The 19672-nt window shown below is 64.0% G+C and carries 12 protein-coding genes; 5 read left to right on the top strand and 7 right to left on the bottom strand.

Translation table 11 applies throughout. The annotated features are described in order from the left end of the window. Nucleotides 1-140: 140 nt before the first annotated feature. The 4 genes from accC to ACD578_RS10855 form a co-directional block, all read right to left on the bottom strand. Nucleotides 141-1499, bottom strand: coding sequence for an acetyl-CoA carboxylase biotin carboxylase subunit (accC, locus tag ACD578_RS10870; RefSeq protein ID WP_404292964.1), 1359 nt, complete (start codon nt 1497-1499; stop codon nt 141-143). Between the two features lie 8 nt (nt 1500-1507). Further along, entirely contained in the window at nt 1508-1984 is a 477-nt protein-coding gene (gene accB / locus ACD578_RS10865; RefSeq protein ID WP_404292962.1) for an acetyl-CoA carboxylase biotin carboxyl carrier protein, read from the bottom strand. Between the two features lie 25 nt (nt 1985-2009). Next, nucleotides 2010-2477: a type II 3-dehydroquinate dehydratase gene (gene aroQ / locus ACD578_RS10860; protein ID WP_404292960.1), complete on the bottom strand. Its 468-nt coding sequence runs from the start codon at nt 2475-2477 to the stop codon at nt 2010-2012. Between the two features lie 285 nt (nt 2478-2762). Beyond that, complete coding sequence (locus ACD578_RS10855; protein ID WP_404292959.1) at nt 2763-3542, bottom strand: DsbA family protein; 780 nt, start codon at nt 3540-3542, stop codon at nt 2763-2765. A gap of 395 nt (nt 3543-3937) precedes the next feature. Here ACD578_RS10855 and ACD578_RS10850 point away from each other — a divergent pair, with 395 nt between their 5' ends. Next, on the top strand, nt 3938-5119 hold the full coding sequence (locus ACD578_RS10850; protein WP_404292957.1) for a pyridoxal phosphate-dependent aminotransferase: 1182 nt from the start codon (nt 3938-3940) through the stop codon (nt 5117-5119). A 106-nt stretch (nt 5120-5225) separates the two neighbouring features. Here the strand turns inward: ACD578_RS10850 and ACD578_RS10845 are convergent, their stop codons facing one another. Next, nucleotides 5226-7955 (bottom strand): ribonuclease E/G, encoded by a 2730-nt coding sequence (locus tag ACD578_RS10845; RefSeq protein WP_404292955.1) that lies wholly within the window; start codon nt 7953-7955, stop codon nt 5226-5228. Between the two features lie 606 nt (nt 7956-8561). Between ACD578_RS10845 and ACD578_RS10840 the strand changes: the two genes are divergently transcribed. From ACD578_RS10840 to prfB, 3 genes are all read left to right on the top strand, one after another. Next, complete coding sequence (locus tag ACD578_RS10840) at nt 8562-9806, top strand: N-acetylmuramoyl-L-alanine amidase (protein ID WP_404292953.1); 1245 nt, start codon at nt 8562-8564, stop codon at nt 9804-9806. Between the two features lie 109 nt (nt 9807-9915). Beyond that, nucleotides 9916-12366 (top strand): penicillin-binding protein 1A, encoded by a 2451-nt coding sequence (locus tag ACD578_RS10835; RefSeq protein WP_404293784.1) that lies wholly within the window; start codon nt 9916-9918, stop codon nt 12364-12366. Between the two features lie 171 nt (nt 12367-12537). Beyond that, a protein-coding gene (prfB, locus tag ACD578_RS10830) for a peptide chain release factor 2 (protein ID WP_404292951.1) occupies nt 12538-13666 on the top strand; the annotation gives its coding sequence in 2 pieces (ribosomal slippage) (nt 12538-12606 and nt 12608-13666; 1128 coding nt in all). Nucleotides 13667-13717: 51 nt separating this feature from the next. Here prfB and ACD578_RS10825 read toward each other — a convergent pair. Both ACD578_RS10825 and ACD578_RS10820 read right to left on the bottom strand, forming a co-directional pair. Further along, on the bottom strand, nt 13718-15382 hold the full coding sequence (locus ACD578_RS10825; RefSeq protein WP_404292950.1) for a matrixin family metalloprotease: 1665 nt from the start codon (nt 15380-15382) through the stop codon (nt 13718-13720). Between the two features lie 80 nt (nt 15383-15462). After that, nucleotides 15463-15930, bottom strand: coding sequence for a peroxiredoxin (locus tag ACD578_RS10820; RefSeq protein WP_404292948.1), 468 nt, complete (start codon nt 15928-15930; stop codon nt 15463-15465). Between the two features lie 272 nt (nt 15931-16202). Here ACD578_RS10820 and ACD578_RS10815 point away from each other — a divergent pair, with 272 nt between their 5' ends. Then, nucleotides 16203-19670, top strand: a complete 3468-nt coding sequence (locus ACD578_RS10815) for a DUF3971 domain-containing protein (protein ID WP_404292946.1) — start codon at nt 16203-16205, stop codon at nt 19668-19670. The last annotated feature ends 2 nt before the right edge of the window (nt 19671-19672 follow it).

Raw genomic sequence — 19672 nt, 5'->3', positions numbered from 1 at the left:
AAATCATACCGTTTTGGGCGGCGAAGTCCGAAAGCCGACATGAAGAAAGCGAGGCATGGTCTTTCATGGCCTCGCTTTCAAAAACGACGCCCTCTGTTCCGACAGCGCCAGAATAGAGGATGTGATATTTTGTAACGACTCTATTCGTTTTCGCCTAGACCGCCTGTCTTCAGGAAATTCTCGAGCCAATGGATGTCGTATTGGCCGTTCTGGATCTCAGGATTGCGCACGAGGGTGCGGAAGAGCGGCAGGGTGGTGTCGATGCCGTCGACCACGAATTCATCGAGAGCCCGGCGCAGGCGCATGAGGCACTCGTTGCGGGTGCGGCCATGGACGATGAGCTTGCCCACGAGGGAGTCGTAGTGCGGCGGGATGCGGTAGCCCTGGTAGGCCGCCGAATCGACGCGCACGCCCAAACCGCCCGGCGGGTGGAAGTAGCTGATCGTGCCGGGCGAGGGCCGGAAGGTCGACGGATGCTCGGCATTCACGCGACACTCGATGGCGTGGCCCTCGATCTTGATGTCTTCTTGCTTCACCGACAGCGGATGGCCTGCCGCCACGCGGATCTGCTCGTTCACCAGGTCGATCCCGGTGATCATCTCCGTGACGGGGTGCTCCACCTGGATACGGGTGTTCATCTCGATGAAGTAGAACTCGCCGTCTTCGTAGAGGAACTCGATGGTGCCCGCGCCCGCATATTTGAGGTCCTGCATGGCCCTGGCCACGACGCCGCCGATGCGCTCGCGCATCTCGACGTTCAGGGCCGGCGAGGGGCCTTCCTCCCACACCTTCTGGTGGCGGCGCTGCAGGGAGCAGTCGCGCTCGCCGAGGTGGATGGCGTTGCCCTTGCCGTCGCCGAGAACCTGTATCTCGATGTGGCGCGGCTTCTCGAGATACTTCTCGATATAGACCGCGTCGTCGCCGAAGGCGGCCTTGGCCTCGGTCTTGGCGGTCTGGAGGGCGTGGACGAGGTCGTTCTCGTTGCGCGCCACCTTCATGCCGCGTCCGCCGCCGCCGGCGGCGGCCTTGATGATGACCGGGTAGCCGATGTCCTTGGTGACCTTCCTGGCCTCGGCTTCGTCGCTGATACCACCCTCCGATCCGGGCACGCAGGGGATGCCGAGGCGCTTGGCGGTGCGCTTGGCCTCGATCTTGTCGCCCATGATGCGGATGTGTTCGGCCTTCGGGCCGATGAAGGTGATGCGGTGATGCTCCAGCACCTCCGCGAAGCGCGCGTTCTCCGACAGGAAGCCGTAGCCGGGATGGATGGCGTCCGCGCCGGTGATCTCGCAGGCGGCGATCAGGGCCGGGATGTTGAGATAGCTGTCCCGGGCGGCCGGAGGACCGATGCAGACGCTCTCGTCGGCGAGGCGCACATGCATGGCATCGGCGTCGGCGGTGGAATGCACCGCGACGGTGGCGATGCCGAGCTCCTTCGCCGCGCGCAGGATGCGCAGGGCGATCTCGCCGCGATTGGCAATGAGGATCTTATCGAACATATCGCGCCTTACTCGATGACGAGGAGGGGTTCGCCGTATTCAACAGGGGTTCCGTCTTCGACATAGATGGCGGTCACGGTGCCGGCGCGGGGCGCCACGATCTCGTTGAAAGTCTTCATCGCCTCGACGAGCAGAACCTTGTCGCCGGCCTGGACCTTGGAGCCGACCTCGACGAAGTCCTTCGCGTCCGGGGAGGGCTTGCGGTAGGCGGTGCCGACCATGGGCGAGAGCACAGCGCCCGGATGGGGGGCTCCGGTCTTCGCTGCAGCCTCGGCCAGGGCTGCAGCCGGAGGCGGTGCAATGACGGGAGAGGGCGCTAGAGCGGCGGGAGCTGCGACCGGAACGGTGACGGCGGCGGTGACCATGCGCGCCACGCGGATGCGAAGGTCGCCCTTCTCCACTTCGATCTCGCTGAGATCCGTGTCGGCGATCAAATTCGCCAGCTCACGGACGAGATCGGGATCGAAAGGGTTATCCTTGGCCATGGGCTTACCTCTACTTCTTGAGGAACTAATGCTGGGAGGGCTTCGCCTGACGGGCCCGCTCGACCATCACCTGGTGAACCGCTTCCAGGCCGAGCAGGTAGCTCATGGGCCCGAAACCACAGATCACGCCGATGGAGACGGGCGCTATGAGCGAGCGATGGCGAAAGCCCTCGCGAGCATGAACATTCGAAATGTGGATCTCGACCGTTGGAGCGCCGCTGCCGGAGATGGCATCGCGCAGAGCGATCGAGGTGTGGGTATAGGCGCCAGCATTGATGACCACGCCGGCTCCTTGGACTCCTGCTTCCTGGATCCAGTCCACCAGCTGTCCCTCGTGGTTGGACTGGCGGAACGTGATCGCCGTCCCCAGGGTCTCGGCCTTCTCGCGCACGAGCTTCTCGATGTCCTGCAGCGTCGTGCTGCCATAGACCTGGGGCTCTCTGCGGCCGAGGAGATTGAGATTGGGTCCGTTGAGGACGAAGACGTTGGTCATCGCGAAAGGAGCGTTCCTTGAAGCTCCGCCAGGCGGAGCAGAAACGCCCTCTTAGCCAAAAGGCGAGCAGGGGGGAAGGGGAAAACCAAGGCTTTCCCACTCTACCCCACTCCACGCGAGGTTTCCGTAGCGTGAGAAGACCTGTTTTACGTCATGGCCGGGCCTTGTCCCGGCCATCTCGATCCTGTGAAGCGCTGCGCTTCGATCCATCGGGATCACCGGCACAAGGCCGGCGATGACGTGGAGGGGATGAGAGCAGGCGGCGCTACGACAGGGTCATAGAGCTTACCCGCAGTTCGCCTTGCCGCACTGGCGGACATTGTCCACGAGCTGCTTCAGGGGATCGAGACCGACGGCGCCGGGGATCACGGTCTCGCCGACGATGAAGGCCGGCGTTCCGGTCAGGCTGAGCTTGTCGCCGAGAGCCATGTTCTCCTGGAGGGCATTGCGGACCTCAGGGCTCTCGATGTCCTTCTGAAGACGGGCCATGTCGACGCCCATCTCCTTGGCGACCGCCATGGCGCGCTCGCCGTTCACCCGGCCGCGGCTCTCCAGGACCTTGATGTGGTAGTCGAAGAGCTTCTGGCCCTGGAGCTGGTTCTTGACCGCCAGCGCCACGCGGCTGGCCTCGACCGAATCGGGCCCGAGGACCGGGAAATCCTTCAGGACGACGCGCAGCTTGGGGTCGCTCTTCATGAGCGTCTGGACGTCGGAGAGTGCCTTCTTGCAGTAGCCGCAATTGTAGTCGAAGAACTCCACCAGGGTGATGTCGCCCGAGGGGTTGCCGACCACATAGGAGTGGGAAGCATTCAGGAGCGACTGTTTCGTCTCCTTCACCGCACCGGCCTGGGCGACCTGCTGCGCGTCCGCCTGACGCTTCTCGAGCTCGGCGATCACCTCGGTTAGAACCTCCGGGTTCTTCAGGAGGTAATCCTTCACGATCTCGCCGATGGCCTGCTTCTGCTGCTCGTTGAATGCCGTGCCCTGCGCCATCGCGGCGGGAGCGATCGCCAGAGCGCCGAGCAGAGCTGCGGTCCGGCCGATTCTGAGAAGCGAAAAGCGCATATTCGGTCCTTTTGCGGAAGTCTTTGTCGACCCAGCCTCTAACGATGGTTCGAGGCGGAGTTGAGACCCATTGTTCTATCGTGAGTTAGCGGCTCGGGGAGTGCGGCGTCAAATCACGGCTTCGTATTGTGAGACTAATACCCTCCACGTCATCACCGGCCTCGTGCCGGTGATCCCGATGGATCGAAGCGCTCCGCTTCACAGGATCGAGATGGCCGGGACAAGCCCGGCCATGACGCGGTGGATGTCATCCCCGGCGGCCGCAGGCCAAGAAGGGGATCCACGATCAGGCACAGCGCTATGGATTCCCTTTGCCCGCTGACGCTCCAGCCGCGAAGGACGCCCAATGAAGAACCGTCTTGAGACCGCCCTTGCAACCGGCTACGAGCCTCTTCATGACCAAGACATCCGCCGATCTCCATTCGCCCCTCATCGCGCGTCGCATGGACCGCGTCGCTTCCTTTCTCGCCATGGACGTGCTGAGCGCGGCTGCGGCCAAGGAGCGGCGCGGCGACAGCGTCATTCACATGGAGGTCGGCCAGCCTTCCGCGCCGGCGCCCCGCGCGGCTCGGGAGGCGGCCAAGGCCGCCCTCGATCTCGGCCGCATCGGCTACACGGAAGCGCTCGGCATCTCGGCCTTGCGGGAGCGGATCGCCCGGCACTACCGGGAAGCTTACGGCGTGAGCATCGCGCCGGAGCGGGTCGTGGTGACGACCGGCTCCTCGGCCGGATTCGTGCTGGCGTTCCTGAGCCTCTTCGACCCCGGTCAGCGGGTGGCGATCACCGCGCCGGGATATCCGGCCTATCGCAACATCCTGGAGGCGCTGGGCATCGAGCCGGTGACGATTCCGCTCGCCAAGGCCGATGGTTGGATCATGACGGCTCAGGCGATCGAGAAGGCCCACGCGGAAAAGCCCCTGCACGGCATCCTCGCCATGAGCCCGGCCAACCCCTCCGGCACCATGATCGGCCGCAAGGTGCTGGCGGAATTGGGCGAGACCTGCCGTCGCCTGGGGCTGTGGTTCGTGTCCGACGAGATCTATCACGGTCTGACCTATGGCGAGGTCGCGTCCACGGCGCTCGCCTCCGACGACGATGCGGTCGTGATCAACTCGTTCTCGAAGTACTATTGCATGACCGGATGGCGCATCGGCTGGATCGTGGTGCCGGACCGACTGGTGCGGCCCATCGAGCGGCTGGCGCAGAACCTGTACATCTCGCCGCCCTATCTCTCGCAGGTGGCGGCCCTCGCCGCCTTCGACGCGGCGGAGGAGCTGGAAGCGGTGAAGGCCGGCTACGCCCGCAACCGGGCGTACCTGCTCGAAGAGCTGCCCAAGGTCGGCATCACGGAGATGCACCCGGTCGACGGGGCCTTCTACATCTATGCCGACATCGCCCGCTTCACGAACGATTCCATCGGCTTCTCCAGGCGCATGCTGGAGGAGGCGGGCGTCGCCGCCACGCCCGGCCTCGATTTCGACCCCATCGAAGGCTCCCACTACATGCGCTTTTCCTTCGCCGGATCGGAGAACGACTGTCGCGAGACGGTGGCGCGGCTGAAGGAGTGGCTGAGGTAAGGGCGCTTGCGCCGTCATTCCGGGGCGGCTCGTCGGAGCCGCCCCGGAATGACGGTAGAGCCGAAAGAAAAATGCCCGGCCTCAGGCCGGGCATTTCTTTTGAACTTTACGACCCGCTCAGGACCGACTTGGCCTTGGACCACCAGCCGGCGCGCTTCGGGCGCTCCGGATCGGGCGGGGTCAGCACGACGGCGACCGGTTCCGGCTCGGGAATGACGGGAGCCGGCGGCGGCACTGGAGCCTCGGCCACAGGGCGGGACGGAGCAACGATATGCTCGCTTTCGGCTGCAGGCCTGGGTTCTTCCGCTTCTGCCTCAGCCCTCGCCTCGGCCGGGATGGGCTTGTCCGAAGCCGGGGCGGCCTGAGCCTCGTCGGGAGCCACGAAGCCTTCTTCCATGGCGAACTCGACCGCCTCGTCACGGCCGCGTCCACGACCGCCGCGGCGACCGCGACGGCGGCGGCGTCCGCCGCGCTCGTCCTCGGATTCGCCTGCCTCGGTCGTTGCAGCTTCCGTTCCCGAAGCCGCAACTTCTGCCTCTTCCTCGTCGGATTCGCCCTCAGTCTCTCCGGATTCCTCGCCTTCCTCGCCCTGGGCTTCGCCCGCAAAGGCATCCCGGTCGCGGCCGCGACGGCGGCGGCGGCGGCGGCGACGGCGTCCGCCACCTTCGCCCTCGGCTTCCTCGCCGCGCTCTTCGCCGCCCTGAGCTTCCTCGGCGGTCTCCTCTTCGGCCTCCGCCTCGACCTCGATGTCCTCGTCGGGTTCATCGGGTTCGTCGACAGGGATGATGGCGTCGATCTGGATGCCGGTCGCGGCCGACTTGTGCTCGAGCTTCAGGGCGGGCTCACCCCGCTCGATGGCATAGGTCGTCGTGCCGTGGAGGCTGTCGTCGGCGACGATGGAGATCGCGACGCCGAAGCGGGTCTCCAGCTCACGCAGGTGGATGCGCTTCTGGTTCAGGATGTAGAACGCCGCCTCCGTCCGCGTGCGGACGACGAGGTTGTAGCCGGAATTCTTGATGAGGGTTTCCTCGATCGAGCGCAGCACCTGCAGGGCCACGGACGGTGTCGAGCGCACGAAGCCGGTGCCGGCGCAGTGCGGGCAGGGGATCGACGAGGATTCCAGCACGCCGGTGCGGATGCGCTGGCGCGACATTTCGAGGAGGCCGAAGGGCGAGATGCGTCCCACCTGGATGCGGGCGCGGTCGTTCTTCAGGCACTCGTTGAGCTTCTTCTCGACGGCGCGGTTGTTCCGCTTCTCCTCCATGTCGATGAAGTCGATCACGACGAGGCCGGCAAGATCGCGCAGGCGGAGCTGGCGGGCGATTTCCTCTGCCGCTTCGAGGTTCGTGCGCAGCGCCGTGTCCTCAATGTTGTGCTCGCGGGTCGAACGGCCGGAGTTCACGTCGATGGAAACGAGGGCTTCCGTCGGGTTGATGACGAGATAGCCGCCCGATTTCAGGGTCACCACGTTCGAGAACATGGCATCGAGCTGGGACTCGACGCCGAACTTCGCGAAGAGAGGCTGCGGATCGCGGTAGGGCTGGACCAGTTTCGAATGGCTCGGCATGAGCATTCGCATGAAGTCCTTGGCCTCACTATATCCTTCGTCGCCGGAAACGAGGACGTCGTCGATGTCCTTGTTGTAGAGGTCGCGGATGGCGCGCTTGATGAGCGAGCCTTCCTCGTAGACCAGGGAGGGGGCCGCCGACTTGAGGGTCAGCTCGCGCACGCTCTCCCAAAGGCGCATCAGGTATTCGTAGTCGCGCTTGATCTCGGGCTTGGTGCGCGAGGCGCCGGCCGTGCGCAGGATGATGCCCATTCCCTCGGGCACCTCCAGCTCCTGGGCGATTTCCTTCAGGCGCTTGCGGTCGGCCGCATTGGTGATCTTGCGGGAGATGCCGCCACCCCGACCCGTGTTGGGCATGAGCACCGAATATCGTCCGGCGAGCGACAGATAGGTGGTCAGCGCTGCACCCTTGTTGCCGCGCTCTTCCTTGACGACCTGGACGAGAAGAACCTGGCGGCGCTTGATGACTTCCTGGATCTTGTACTGCTTGCGGGGCGTGCGCCGGCGCTGGGGAAGATCCTCGATCGCGTCGTCACCGCCAAGCTGCTCGACGATCTCGTGCTCTTCCACGTCGTGATCGTCTTCGTCTTCGTCCTCGTCTTCATCGGCTTCCGTGTCGCCTTCGGGCGAGCGGGCTTCGGCTGCTTCTGCAGCCTCGTCGCCCTGGGCAGTCTCGACATGGGCCGAGGCTTCAACCGCCTCGATGGCGGCCTCTCCTGCGTTCTCGCCGGGAGCAGCATCCCCGGCCATCACCGTGGCGAAGGCCTCCATGGCGTCAGAGGTCGATGCCTCGCGCTCTTCGCCAACGCTCTCGGGGCTGTCGGAAGCATCGCCCTCACGAGCCGCTTCCACACCGTCTTCGGTGCCGGCCTCGGCTTCGGTCGAGACCACGGTCTCGTCGTTCTCGGTCCGCCGCTGCGAGGAACGGCGGCGGCGGCCGCCGCGGCTGCGGCGCTCTTCCTCGTGCTCCTCCTCGCGCTGTGCTTCCGCCTCGGCCTCGAGCAGAGCCTGACGGTCGGCAACCGGGATCTGATAATAATCGGGATGGATTTCGCTGAACGCGAGGAACCCATGGCGGTTTCCGCCGTATTCCACGAAGGCCGCCTGGAGCGACGGTTCGACCCGGGTGACCTTGGCGAGATAGATATTCCCGCGCAGCTGCTTCCGGTTAGCGGATTCGAAGTCGAATTCTTCGACCTTCTGACCGCGTACCACCACGACCCGGGTTTCTTCCGGGTGTGAGGCATCGATGAGCATCTTGTTTGCCATGTTGAACTCTCGACATGGCGATCGAGGGCAGGACCTGAGGCAGGGGCCGCATTGTGGGCGGATGGGCACGCCGCAAGTAAGGGCGGCGGGCTGAAATTGCGTTAGGAGTGCTGTCGATCGCCATCGTGCGCCGCGTGCGGGCGCATTCTGGGTTGAATTGGGCCGGCTCTTGGCCGGAAAGGGTGGAGCTTGGGCGTGCGCGGGATGTAACACGCGATTCGAACGGTGCAGAAACGAAGGTCAAAGCTGACTTCGCGTGCGCAACCATTCGACACGGCCCTTTCGTAGATATCGATGGACCGGAAGCCGGCCATCGGCGAGTGGCGACAAGCGTCGCCATATGGTCCTGTCCGTGAGCCTGTCGAGGGTGACGGGTCTCCTGAAGGATCGGTCAACACAACCGTCTCCTCCGGATCCGCCGTCAGATTCGGCCATGCCGGACGGGATCAAGATCATTACAGAGCGATTGGGGCATTTGGCAAGATCCCGTGTCACTGTGCCATGAATGCAACAGAGTCTCATTAAACCGCCATGCGACGTGAGGTTCCGTTAACCAAAGGCCGTCTATCAGTATAGGAAGGACGCTAGAACCGTCAGCGATCACCGATGCCCTTTTCCCCTGTCATCCGCCTTGTCAGCATGTGCCTCCTGGCGGCCCTCGTGGCCGCGTGGTCCGGTCACGCCCGTGCTGCCGGAGAGGGCGCAAAGGCCGGTTCTCCCGCCATCGCCGCCGCCGTTACGGTCGAATCGGATGGGGCGAAAACCCGTTTTAAGGTTACTTTGTCGAAGGCGGTGACGGCCCAGGTTTCCCTGATGGAACGCCCGGACCGGGTCATCATCGACCTGCCGGAGGTGGCGTTCCATCTCCCCCAGGAGGCCGGGCGCAGCAAGGAAGGCCTCATCGCATCCTACCGCTACGGTCTCTTCGCTCCGGGGCGGTCCCGGGTGGTGATGGAGCTGACCCAGCCGGCAATGGTCTCCGGGATGACGACCGTGCCCGATGCCACGGGCGCGGCAACGATCCTGACCATCGAGCTCTCCCGCGCCGAGCGCGAGGAATTCCGCAGGGTTGCTGTCGAAAACGCGGCCGCGACGAAGGAGGCCTCGGCGGCGCCGGTCGCACAGGACACCAAGGATGCCCGGCCGGTCATCATGATCGATGCCGGCCATGGCGGCATCGATCCAGGCGCGGCGGGGTCGGGCAATGTGGTGGAGAAGGATCTCGTTCTCTCCTTCGCCCAGAGGCTGAAGAAGAAGCTCGAAGAAGGGGGCCGCTACAAGGTCGTCATGACCCGCGACCAGGATGTGTTCGTCTCCCTCGGCGACCGGGTGCGCGCCGCCCGCGCGGCTCAGGCCGATCTCTTCATCTCCGTCCATGCGGACTCGATCTCGGGCGGCCAGGACGTGAGGGGACTGACGGTCTATACCGGGTCCGAGCGGGCGTCCGACGCCGATTCCGCCCGCCTCGCCGATCGTGAAAACAAGGCGGACGCGATGGCCGGCGTCGAATCGGGCGACATGCCGGACGACGTCTCTGACATCCTGATGGAACTCACCCTGAGAGAAACGCGGGGCTTTTCCCACAATTTCGCCAGCCGTCTCGTCGGTGAGTTCGATTCCGTCGCCCGCCTCAACAAGAACCCCCACCGGCAGGCACGCTTCCAGGTGCTGCGGGCGCACGACGTGCCCTCCGTTCTCGTCGAACTTGGCTATCTGTCGAGCCAAAAGGACCTGGACCTGTTGATGTCCGAGGAATGGCGCGTCAAAATGGTCTCGGCCATGTCGGTCGCCGTGGATCGCTTTTTCGCCGCGCGGTTCGCCCGCAGGGGCACTGCCGCAGTTTTACCATAGATAGAGTGTGGATACCCGTAGCGGGGGCGCGATTCATCGGGTAACGAGGGTCCGCGTTTCAAGATCTGCATAAACAGGCGCCATGGGCGCCGTCATGGAACACCTTCGGATGCGCTTCGTCCTACGATTTTTCGGCTTCCTCTTCAGTGTTGGAGCGATCTTCTTCCTGATCGGCGCTGTCGGGCTCGCCTATGGATTCTGGTTCTACTCGAAGGATCTGCCGGATCACGCCCAGCTCGCCAACTACGAGCCGCCGGTGATGACCCGCATCCATGCGGCCGACGGCAGCCTCATCGCCGAATATGCCCGCGAGCGCCGGCTCTACGTGCCGATTCAGGCCGTGCCCAAGCTTGTGATCGGGGCTTTCCTCTCCGCCGAGGACAAGAATTTCTACAAGCATGTCGGCATCGATCCCGAGGGCCTCGTGCGCGCCGTGGTGGTCAATCTCCGCTCCGGCGGAACGCGAGAGCAGGGTGCCTCGACGATCACCCAGCAGGTGGCCAAGAACTTCCTCGTCGGCAACGAGCGGAGCTATGAGCGCAAGATCCGTGAGGCGCTGATCGCCCTGCGGATGGAATCGACCTTCTCCAAGGACAAGATCCTCGAGCTCTACCTCAACGAAATCTTCCTCGGCACCCTGACCCCGGGCCGCAACCTGCACGGCATCGCCGCTGCGGCGCTCGACTATTTCGGCAAGTCCATCCACGAGCTGACGATTGCCGAGGCGGCCTACATCGCCGCGCTGCCCAAGGGTCCGAACAATTACCATCCGTTCCGCCAGCGCAAGGCCGCCGTCGAGCGCCGGAACTGGGTGATCGAGCGCATGGCGGCCAACGGCTATATCTCGGAGGAGGCAGCCGAGGCGGCCCAGAAGGAGCCGCTCAACGTCAAGCCACGCGTGGTTTCCCCGAACAGCATCGCCTCGGGCTATTTCGCCGAGGGCGTGCGGCGCGACATCGCCGAGCGCTACGGCGAGGAGACCCTCTACGAGGGCGGCCTGCTCATCCGTTCGACCCTCGACCCCAAGATGCAGGCCATGGCCCGCAAGTCCCTGGTCGACGGCCTCGTGCGCTTCGACGAGGCGCGCGGATGGCGCGGCGCCCACCAGAAGATCGACCTCGCCGGCCGCGAATGGGGCTTGGCCCTGGGGGAAGTGCCCGCGATGGGCGACGTACAGCCCTGGCGTCTGGCCGTCGTGCTGGAAGTCGCCGGCGGACGGGCCAAGATCGGCCTGCAGCCCAAGCGTGAGGCGTCCGGTCAGATGGTCAAGGACCGCGAGACGGGCACCGTGACGGCCGATGGCGCGAAATGGACCCGCCGGCCCGTCGAGCGCGCCGTTGCCGTAGGCGACGTGGTCTATGTGGAGCCGCTGGCCGACAGGCCTGGACAGTTCCGCCTGCGCCAGATCCCTGAGATCTCGGGCGCCATCGTGGCCATGGACCCCAATACGGGGCGTGTCCACGCCATGGTGGGCGGGTTCTCGTATGACCAGAGCGAGTTCAATCGGGCGATCCAGGCCATGCGCCAGCCGGGCTCCTCGTTCAAGCCTATCGTCTATGCGACGGCACTCGACAACGGCTACACGCCCTCGAACCAGATCATGGACTCGCCCTTCGTGCTCGATATGGGCCCCGGCCAGGCGGCCTGGGCGCCCTCGAACTACGACGGCAAGTCGGGTGGCCTGCGGACGCTGCGCTACGGCGTCGAGCATTCCAAGAATCTGATGACGGTGCGCCTTGCCAACGAGGTCGGCATGCCGACCATCTCGGAATATGCCCGCCGCTTCGGCGTCTATGACGACCTGCTGCCGCTGCTCTCCATGTCGCTCGGCGCCGGCGAGACCACGGTCATGCGCATGACGGCCGCCTATTCCATGTTCGCCAACGGCGGCCGCCGCATCAAACCGACCCTGATCGACCAGATCCAGGACCGCAACGGCCGGACGATCTACCGCCACGACGACCGCAAATGCGCGACCTGCAATGCGGAGAAGTGGGACGGCGGCGGCGCGCCCAAGCTGACGGAGACCCGTGAGCAGGTGCTCGATCCGCTGACCGCCTACCAGATGACCTCGATCCTCGAAGGCGTGGTCCAGCGCGGCACGGCCCAGACGGTCAAGGCCGTGGGCAAACCGCTCGCCGGAAAGACGGGCACCACCAACGACGCCAAGGACGTGTGGTTCGTCGGCTTCTCGCCCGATCTCGCCGTCGGCGTGTTCCTCGGCTACGACCAGCCGAAGTCTCTCGGCAACGCGGCGACGGCCGGCCAGTATGCTGCGCCCGTGTTCCGCGACTTCATGCAGCTGGCGCTCAAGGATAAGCCTGCGACGCCGTTCCGCGTGCCCGCCGGCATCAAGCTGATCCGCGTCAATTCCGCCACCGGCACCCGCACGGGCGGGGAGGGCGGTGGCACGATCCTTGAAGCCTTCAAGCCCGGCCAGGCCCCGCCGGAATACGTGCCGCCGGAGCCAGAGGAAGCGCCGCAGGCCGAGTACTCGCCGGCTCCTCCTCCGGGAGCGCCTCAGCGGGCTGTCGGCGTGGGCCCCAGCGGATTGTATTGACCGGCTCCTCCCCCATATAGAATCCGCCCTCCACACAACGGAAACGGATTGCTTCTCGGCCGAAGTTTTGGTCGCGGGACAAACCGTGGCCTTGGGGGCGGAGTTCCTTTGACACCCGGCGACGGTCCCCTTAAGACCCCGCCATCACAAGGCACGGACAGCAAAGAAACGATGCGCGCCGAAATCCAACATCTCGTAGAAGAAACCAAGCAGTCAGTCGGGCTGCTGAGGAGGCATCTTTGACTGGGATACTGCCCAGCGACGCCTCGCGGAACTGAACGCTCAGGCCGAGGACCCCAACCTCTGGAACGATGCGGACGCCGCGCAGAAGATCATGCGCGAGCGCACGTCGCTTGAGGACCAGATCTCGGCCGTGAAACGCCTTGAGCAGGATCTCGAGGACGCCGTCACCCTGATCGAGCTCGGCGAAGCCGAAGAGGACGAAGCCACGATCCAGGAAGGCGAGGAGATCATCCGCAACCTTCAGGCCGAGGCGGCCCGCCGCCAGGTCGAGACCCTGCTCGCGGGCGAGGCGGATGCCAACGACACCTACGTGGAGGTGCATTCGGGCGCTGGCGGCACGGAAAGCCAGGACTGGGCCAACATGCTCCAGCGCATGTATGCCCGCTGGGCCGAGCGCCGGAAGTACAAGGTCGAGCTTCTCGAAATCACCGACGGTGAAGAGGCCGGCATCAAGAGCGCCACGCTCCTGATCAAGGGCCTCAACGCCTATGGCTGGCTCAAGACCGAGTCGGGCGTGCACCGGCTCGTGCGCATCTCGCCCTATGACTCGAACGCCCGTCGTCACACGAGCTTCGCCTCGGTGTGGGTCTATCCGGTGGTGGATGACCGCATCAACATCGAGATCAAGGAATCCGACTGCCGCATCGACACGTTCCGCTCCTCGGGCGCGGGCGGCCAGCACGTGAACACCACCGACTCGGCGGTGCGCATCACCCATATCCCGAGCGGCATCGTCGTCGCCTGTCAGCAGGAGCGCTCGCAGCACAAGAACCGGGCCACCGCCTGGAACATGCTGCGCGCGCGCCTCTACGAGGCCGAGTTGAAGAAGCGCGAAGAGAAGGCCAGTGCCGAAGCCGCCGCCAAGACGGAAATCGGCTGGGGCCACCAGATCCGCTCCTACGTGCTGCAGCCCTACCAGATGGTGAAGGATCTGCGTACCGGCGCCCAGTCGACGAGCCCGCAGGACGTGCTCGACGGCGACCTCGATCCCTTCATGGAAGCCTCGCTCGCCCAGCGCGTCTATGGCGGCGACGCGGAAGTCGAGGATATTGATTAAGACGAGAAGGCCCGCTCGATCGAGCGGGCCTACTCGACTGCAGGCAATCATCTACACGATCAGAAAATCGGAGAAGTTGATCATCGGCGTTCCCAGGAAGCTCGCAAAGCGCACTGCGGCCAGAGGGCCAGAGCCGTCCGGGTCGTAAGAGAGAAATTGGCTCTCTAGATTGAACACAATCCTAGTGTTCGCATCAATCGCAGCCGTTCCTGTGACAAGCGCCCGCGGGCTCAAATCGCCTTTCTCAAGGGTGCGGAAGATCGTTGAGGACAGAACGATCTTGTCCTTCCAGTTTTCGAAGTCCACGATCTGATCGACATCGTCGATCCCATTGAACGAAGTATCGAAAACGAATCGATCATGGCCCGTGCCCCCTTTCAGGGTATCGCCGCCCGCGCCTCCCTGAAGGTCGTCGTTGTCAGAGCCACCGTCCAAATTGTCGTTGCCGTCTCCGCCCTTCAGGACATCCGCGCCGTCCCCGCCGCTCAGGACATCGTCGCCCGCGTCTCCTTGCAGGTTATCCTGGGCGAGTCCCCCGTCCAAGGTGTCGTTGCCTTCACCTCCGTGCAAGGCATCGTCGCCATCTCCGCCGCTCAGCATATCGCCGTCAGCGTCGCCGTACAGGAGATCCTTGCCATTCCCGCCATCCAAGCTGTCGTGGCCCATAGCGCCCTGCAAGGTGTCGTTCTCATCCCCGCCCTTCAGGACATCGTTATCCAAGTCTCCATAAAGAACATCGTCATCGTCCCCGCCGTTGAGGAAGTCGGCGCCTGTGCCTCCCTGCAGCGTATCCTCACCGTAACCGCCGCTCAGGATGTCATTGCCCGAATCTCCAGAGAGGTTGTCGCCACCATAGCCGCCGCTCAATGTGTCGTCGTCGGTTCCTCCGAACAGAACGTCGTCATCGTCCCCGCCGCTCAGGATGTCGTTGCCGGTCTCCCCGTATAGGGTGTCATCGCCCTGGAAGCTGTAGATCCTGTCATCGCCACCACCACCCTTGATGAGATCCTTGACGGCGACACCGTAGATCACATCCGCATTGCTCTTGCCGATCTGGGTCAGGGTCTGCTTGGACTTGGTCCAGCTCCACTTCGCGACCTGACGCCCATCCTGCGAAGGACTGCCGTAAAGGGCACGGATGGCCTGTATGTCCAGAGATCCAAGCCCGGTGGACTGCATGTTCAAATCGGCCCCGGTGTAGCTCATTACGGTATGCTTCACGTGGTCCAAGTCCGACCTCAACAATTGCTTGTTGTAAGGCATCTTGTGAAAAGGATGCTTGAGGCCGAGCGCATGGCCAATTTCATGGAGAAGAACATATAATTCGAAGGACTTATGTGCCCTGAGTTCCGAGCGGTAGCGAGCGTTGAGGTAGATGTTGCCGCCGTCCTCGTGCCGAACGACACCTTCATCATTGAAAGTCTCCCGCTCAAGTTTCGGGAATTCGGCCCGGCCGGAAAAATCCCCAAACTCCCACTTCCATTGGAACTTCAGCTCAGCATCTTCACCCTTGACCTCAAGGAACCGGATACCTGAAGCGTCACCCCACATCTTCAGGGTTTTGCGCGCCAGGGCCTTGTCGGCACTACCGAATTTCGTGGAGCCCCACTGCGGACCATTGAAGGTATAGGTCAGGAAGACCGGCCTCTTGTTGGCCTTAAGACTGGAGAGGGCATTCCAGCTTTGACCCGAGAGGATGGCTTTGTAGTCAGGCATTGCAACACGAGGTGGGAAAGAGGCCTAGATTTGCAACTATAAAACACTAATGCAAGTTTATTGCAATGGAGTGACATGTCCTATTCCAAGGCCTTTGCCGCCTCCAGCACTTCCTCCGCATGGCCCGGCACCTTCACCTTGTTCCAAACCCGAGCGACGTTGCCCTCGCGGTCGATCAGCACCGTCGTTCGCTCCACGCCCATGTATTTGTGGCCGAACATGCTCTTCTGGGTCCAGACGCCGTAGGCCTCCAGCATGGTCCTTGCCTCGTCCGACGCGAGGGCGAAGTCGAGGCCGTATTTGGCGCGGAACTTGTCGTGGCTCTTCAGTGAGTCCGGCGAGACCCCGACGATCTCCGTATCGGCCGCCGCGAAATCCTTCCTGAGGGCCTGGAAGTTCTGCGCTTCGAGAGTGCAGCCGCTGGTGTTGTCCTTGGGATAGAAATACAGCACGACCTTGCGGCCTTTCAGGTCGTCGAGACGGATCTCCCGACCATCTGTCGCAGGGAGGGAGAAGGCCGGAGCTTTGGTTCCGATGCTAAGAGACATGAGTCGCCTTCCTTTTGGCGGAATGTACTGGTTGGAAACCTCTACAGCATCGGACGCAAAAGTGGTCTCCACTTTTGGGATCGACCCGATGCTCGTATCTAGAAGCAGCGTATCGTTCGGGCCGGAAAATTAGGACTATTTTTCCGCACGATGCGCTCATGTGCACGATTGAAAGGGACAGTCGCGGGAGACCCCCGGGACAGTTAAGGTCTCTTCTCTGATTCCCTGATGAGCGCTCGAGCGCAAGAACCGGATTACCTAACGTCACAAGAATGAAGCTGCCATTTCGTACCACGTTGTCCCGGCGAGATCCGGTCAAGCGGAGCCTCCTCAAGCGCGTTCTTCGTGGTACTCTCTATGTGAAGCTTGGGCTTATCGTTTTTGCGACTGCTGCGCTCGGTCTGCTTTACCTGCGTCTCTCCGCGGCCCCGATGAGCTTCGGACGCCTGCCCGAGCGGGTCGCCGAAGCCTTGGCGGCGCGCATCGGACCCGGCTGGAATGTGACGTTGCGGAATACGGCCATCGAGCTGCACGAGGGCTCGCCGGCCCTGCGGGCGAACGGCCTCGATATCCGGGCTCCAGGTGGCGATCTCGTGCTGCGAGCCCCTTACGCGATCTTCAGCGTCGATCTCACCTCGCTTCTGACCGCCAACCTTCAGCCCAAGGCTATCGAGGTGCGCGACCTGCAAGTGCGGGTCCTCGTCAACCGGGACGGCTCGCTCGCCTTCTCGCCCGTGCAGGCGGTGGAGGCCGAGTCGGGTGCTTCGCCTCCGCCCGTCGCGCCGGAGCCGTCCAAGGAAGCTGCAGCGTCGCTTGCTCTCGATGCCAACGGGCCTTCGCCGGTGTCGGGCGTCGTCGGGTCGCTGCTCGAACTCATCGTCGGCCCTGGAAGCATCCTCAACTCGCTCGGGCAGGCCGAGCTGACCAATGCGCGCCTCGTCTTCGTCGATGCGGACGGTCGCGAACGCGCCAGGTTCCAACGCGTGGATGCCGTCTTCGACTGGACGGAGAACGGCGGACGGCAGTTCGCCGCGACGGTCGAAGGGGATCAGGGGGCTTGGCAACTCAACGGCGATGCCGTTGTGGAAGGCAACGGCGCCTACCGGGCGGGCGTGGTCGCGAATGAAGTGCCGATCAAGGACATCCTTCTGCTCGGAGGGGCTTCCGATCTGCCGGCGGCCACGGATCTCGAATTCTCCGGGCGTTTCGACATCGCCTATGCGGATGGTCGCATCACAGAACTGAAGACACGGCTCGCGAGCAATACCGGCACGTTCCAGATCGAGGACAAGGACACGTCGCCCTTCCCGGTGGAACGCGCAACGATCGAGGCGCAATGGAACGAGGCCGAGAAGGCTCTCGAGCTTCAGGAACTCGGCTTGAAGGGCGGGGACACGAATCTGCGCCTCCAGGGACGCCTCGCGACTCCCGTCGCGGACAAGCCTTGGCGTTTGTCCCTCGGTGGCCGCGATATCGTGTGGTCCGGCGCGGCAGCGGGAGACAGCCCTCTCCGGGTCAGCGAGTTCGCCGCCGACCTGTCCGGCCCGGACGGCGTCACGATCAACAGCGTCACGCTGAAGGGGCCCGAGCTGTCGGCCCGCATCAGCGGCCTTCTCGGAGCCTCCGCGGACCCGAAGGGCTTGAATCTGGATGTGCGCGCGGACAAGACGAATATCCGCTCCGCCCTGCGCGTGTGGCCCGAGGCCGTTGCTCCCCCGGTCCGCAGGTTCCTCGTGTCCAACCTGAAGGCGGGCATGCTGGACTCCATCGATCTCAAGGTGGCGATGACCGGCGCGGACGTCGCAAAGGCGGTGACGGGCGGTCCGACACCCGATGAGTCCCTGAAGATCGATTTCGCCATTTCCGATGGTGTTCTCCGGGTGGCGGACGGCCTTCCGCCAATCTCCGGGATGAACGTGACCGGTCACGTGACAGGCAGGAAGGTTGCCGTGCGCGCGTCGACAGGTCTGGTCCAAATGGCGGACAGCCGCTTCCTGGGAGCTTCCGACGGGGCGTTCATCCTGGACAATTACTGGGATGACAACGCTTCGGCCCGCATCGACTTTCGCCTCACCGGCGGAGCCGACGGTTTGGGCGCCCTGCTGCTTGAACCACGCATCAAGGAAATCGCCGGTTTCAACATCGATCCCGCCACGATGAAGGGGAAGACGGATCTGCGCGTCGGCATGGGCCTTGCCGTGCATAACATCCCGGCCTTCGCCGACCTGCCTCTCAAAGTGAGCGGAACGGTCAATGATTTTGCCGTCGACAAGTTCTTTGGCAAGGACCGACTGGAAGGCGCCGACCTGACGATTGCTTACGACCGGGGCGATCTCGCCGTCAAAGGCGACGGCAAGCTCGCCGGAAGCCCGGCTGCCATCGATCTGCACAAGAACAGGCAGGGCGGGCAGGCCAGCGTTGCGTTCTCCCTCGATGAGGCGGCGCGCAGCCGACGGGGGCTCTCCTTCGGCTCCCAGCTCACGGGAACGATCGGGCTCAAGGCGAGCCTGCCTCTCGGCGCATCGGCCCCGACGAACATCCTCGTCGAAGCGGATCTCGCCAAGGCCGGTGTGGATCAGCTGATCCCCGGCTGGGTGAAGCCGGTCGGACGGCCCGGAAAGCTGAGCTTCACCATGGTCGAAGGGCCGACCAACGAGATCCGGGACCTGCAGCTCGACAGTGGCACCGTGCAGTTGAAGGGCAATGCGACGCTCTCGAGCGAGGGAAGCCTGGAGAAGGCCGAACTCTCGACCTTCAAGCTCTCGCCCGGCGACGACATGCGCGCCCAGATCGAGCGCGCCAACAACGTCTACAAGGTCGCGATCCGGGGCAATGTGGGCGATGCCCGACCCTTCGTGAAAGGTGGCGCGACGGGCTCCGCCACGCCCAGCCGGACTGCGGCTGCGCAGAAGGACGGCAAGGATTTCGATCTCGACCTGAACCTCAACATCCTCACGGGCTACAACGAGGAGGCGATCACCAACGCGGCGATCAAAGCCTCCGTGCGCAAGGACAACCTTCGTCAGCTCGATATGAAGGGGCGGCTCGGCGCGACCGACATTATCGGACGGACCCTGCCGGACGCCGGCGTTCCCGTGGTGATCCTGCAGGCGGAAGATGCCGGGGCTCTCTTACGCTTCACCGATGTCTACCGGCGGATGTCCGGCGGCGATCTCGTTCTCCAGCTCGCCACCGGAGACGGCCCGCAGGCCGGTCATGTCGTCCTGCGCTCGTTCGCTCTGGTCAACGAGCCGGCCCTTCGCCGGATCATCCCCACCCAGACTCAGATTGTCGCCGGGCAGGACCGGGCCGGCAATCCGCAGGCCGTCCGCGTGGATGTGAACGAGGTGCAGTTCACCAAGGCCCGTCTCGAATTCACCCGCAATGCCGGTCGGCTCGATTTCAAGGATGCCGCCATCTGGGGCAACCAGATCGGATTCACGCTGGGCGGCTTTATCGATTACGCCCGCGACCGGCTCGACATCACGGGCACCTTCGTGCCGGCCTACGGGCTCAACAATGTGTTCGCCCAGGTGCCGCTCTTCGGGCCGCTCTTGGGCGGAAGTCAGTATGAGGGGCTGTTCGCCGTCAATTTCCGGCTGAACGGTCAGGCGAGTTCGCCGTCACTGACGGTCAATCCGCTCTCGGCGGTCGCTCCCGGCTTCCTGCGCAAGCTCTTCGGTGTGGGAGCGAGCGTGGAACCGCAGACAGGATCGCTGCCGGCCGTTCCGGAGCGTTAAGC

It is taken from the genome of Microvirga sp. RSM25, assembly GCF_044784385.1.
Taxonomy (GTDB): Bacteria; Pseudomonadota; Alphaproteobacteria; order Rhizobiales; family Beijerinckiaceae; genus Microvirga; species Microvirga tunisiensis.
This window is presented reverse-complemented; position numbering and strand designations above follow the sequence as displayed.

Excerpts from the sequence above, each read along its gene's own strand:
- accC (WP_404292964.1), bottom strand. The coding sequence starts at position 1,499 with ATGTTCGATAAGATCCTCATTGCCAATCGCGGCGAGATCGCCCTGCGC.
- accB (WP_404292962.1), bottom strand. The coding sequence starts at position 1,984 with ATGGCCAAGGATAACCCTTTCGATCCCGATCTCGTCCGTGAGCTGGCG.
- aroQ (WP_404292960.1), bottom strand. The coding sequence starts at position 2,477 with ATGACCAACGTCTTCGTCCTCAACGGACCCAATCTCAATCTCCTCGGC.
- ACD578_RS10855 (WP_404292959.1), bottom strand. The coding sequence starts at position 3,542 with ATGCGCTTTTCGCTTCTCAGAATCGGCCGGACCGCAGCTCTGCTCGGC.
- ACD578_RS10850 (WP_404292957.1), top strand. The coding sequence starts at position 3,938 with ATGACCAAGACATCCGCCGATCTCCATTCGCCCCTCATCGCGCGTCGC.
- ACD578_RS10845 (WP_404292955.1), bottom strand. The coding sequence starts at position 7,955 with ATGGCAAACAAGATGCTCATCGATGCCTCACACCCGGAAGAAACCCGG.
- ACD578_RS10840 (WP_404292953.1), top strand. The coding sequence starts at position 8,562 with ATGCCCTTTTCCCCTGTCATCCGCCTTGTCAGCATGTGCCTCCTGGCG.
- ACD578_RS10835 (WP_404293784.1), top strand. The coding sequence starts at position 9,916 with ATGCGCTTCGTCCTACGATTTTTCGGCTTCCTCTTCAGTGTTGGAGCG.
- ACD578_RS10825 (WP_404292950.1), bottom strand. The coding sequence starts at position 15,382 with ATGCCTGACTACAAAGCCATCCTCTCGGGTCAAAGCTGGAATGCCCTC.
- ACD578_RS10820 (WP_404292948.1), bottom strand. The coding sequence starts at position 15,930 with ATGTCTCTTAGCATCGGAACCAAAGCTCCGGCCTTCTCCCTCCCTGCG.
- ACD578_RS10815 (WP_404292946.1), top strand. The coding sequence starts at position 16,203 with ATGAAGCTGCCATTTCGTACCACGTTGTCCCGGCGAGATCCGGTCAAG.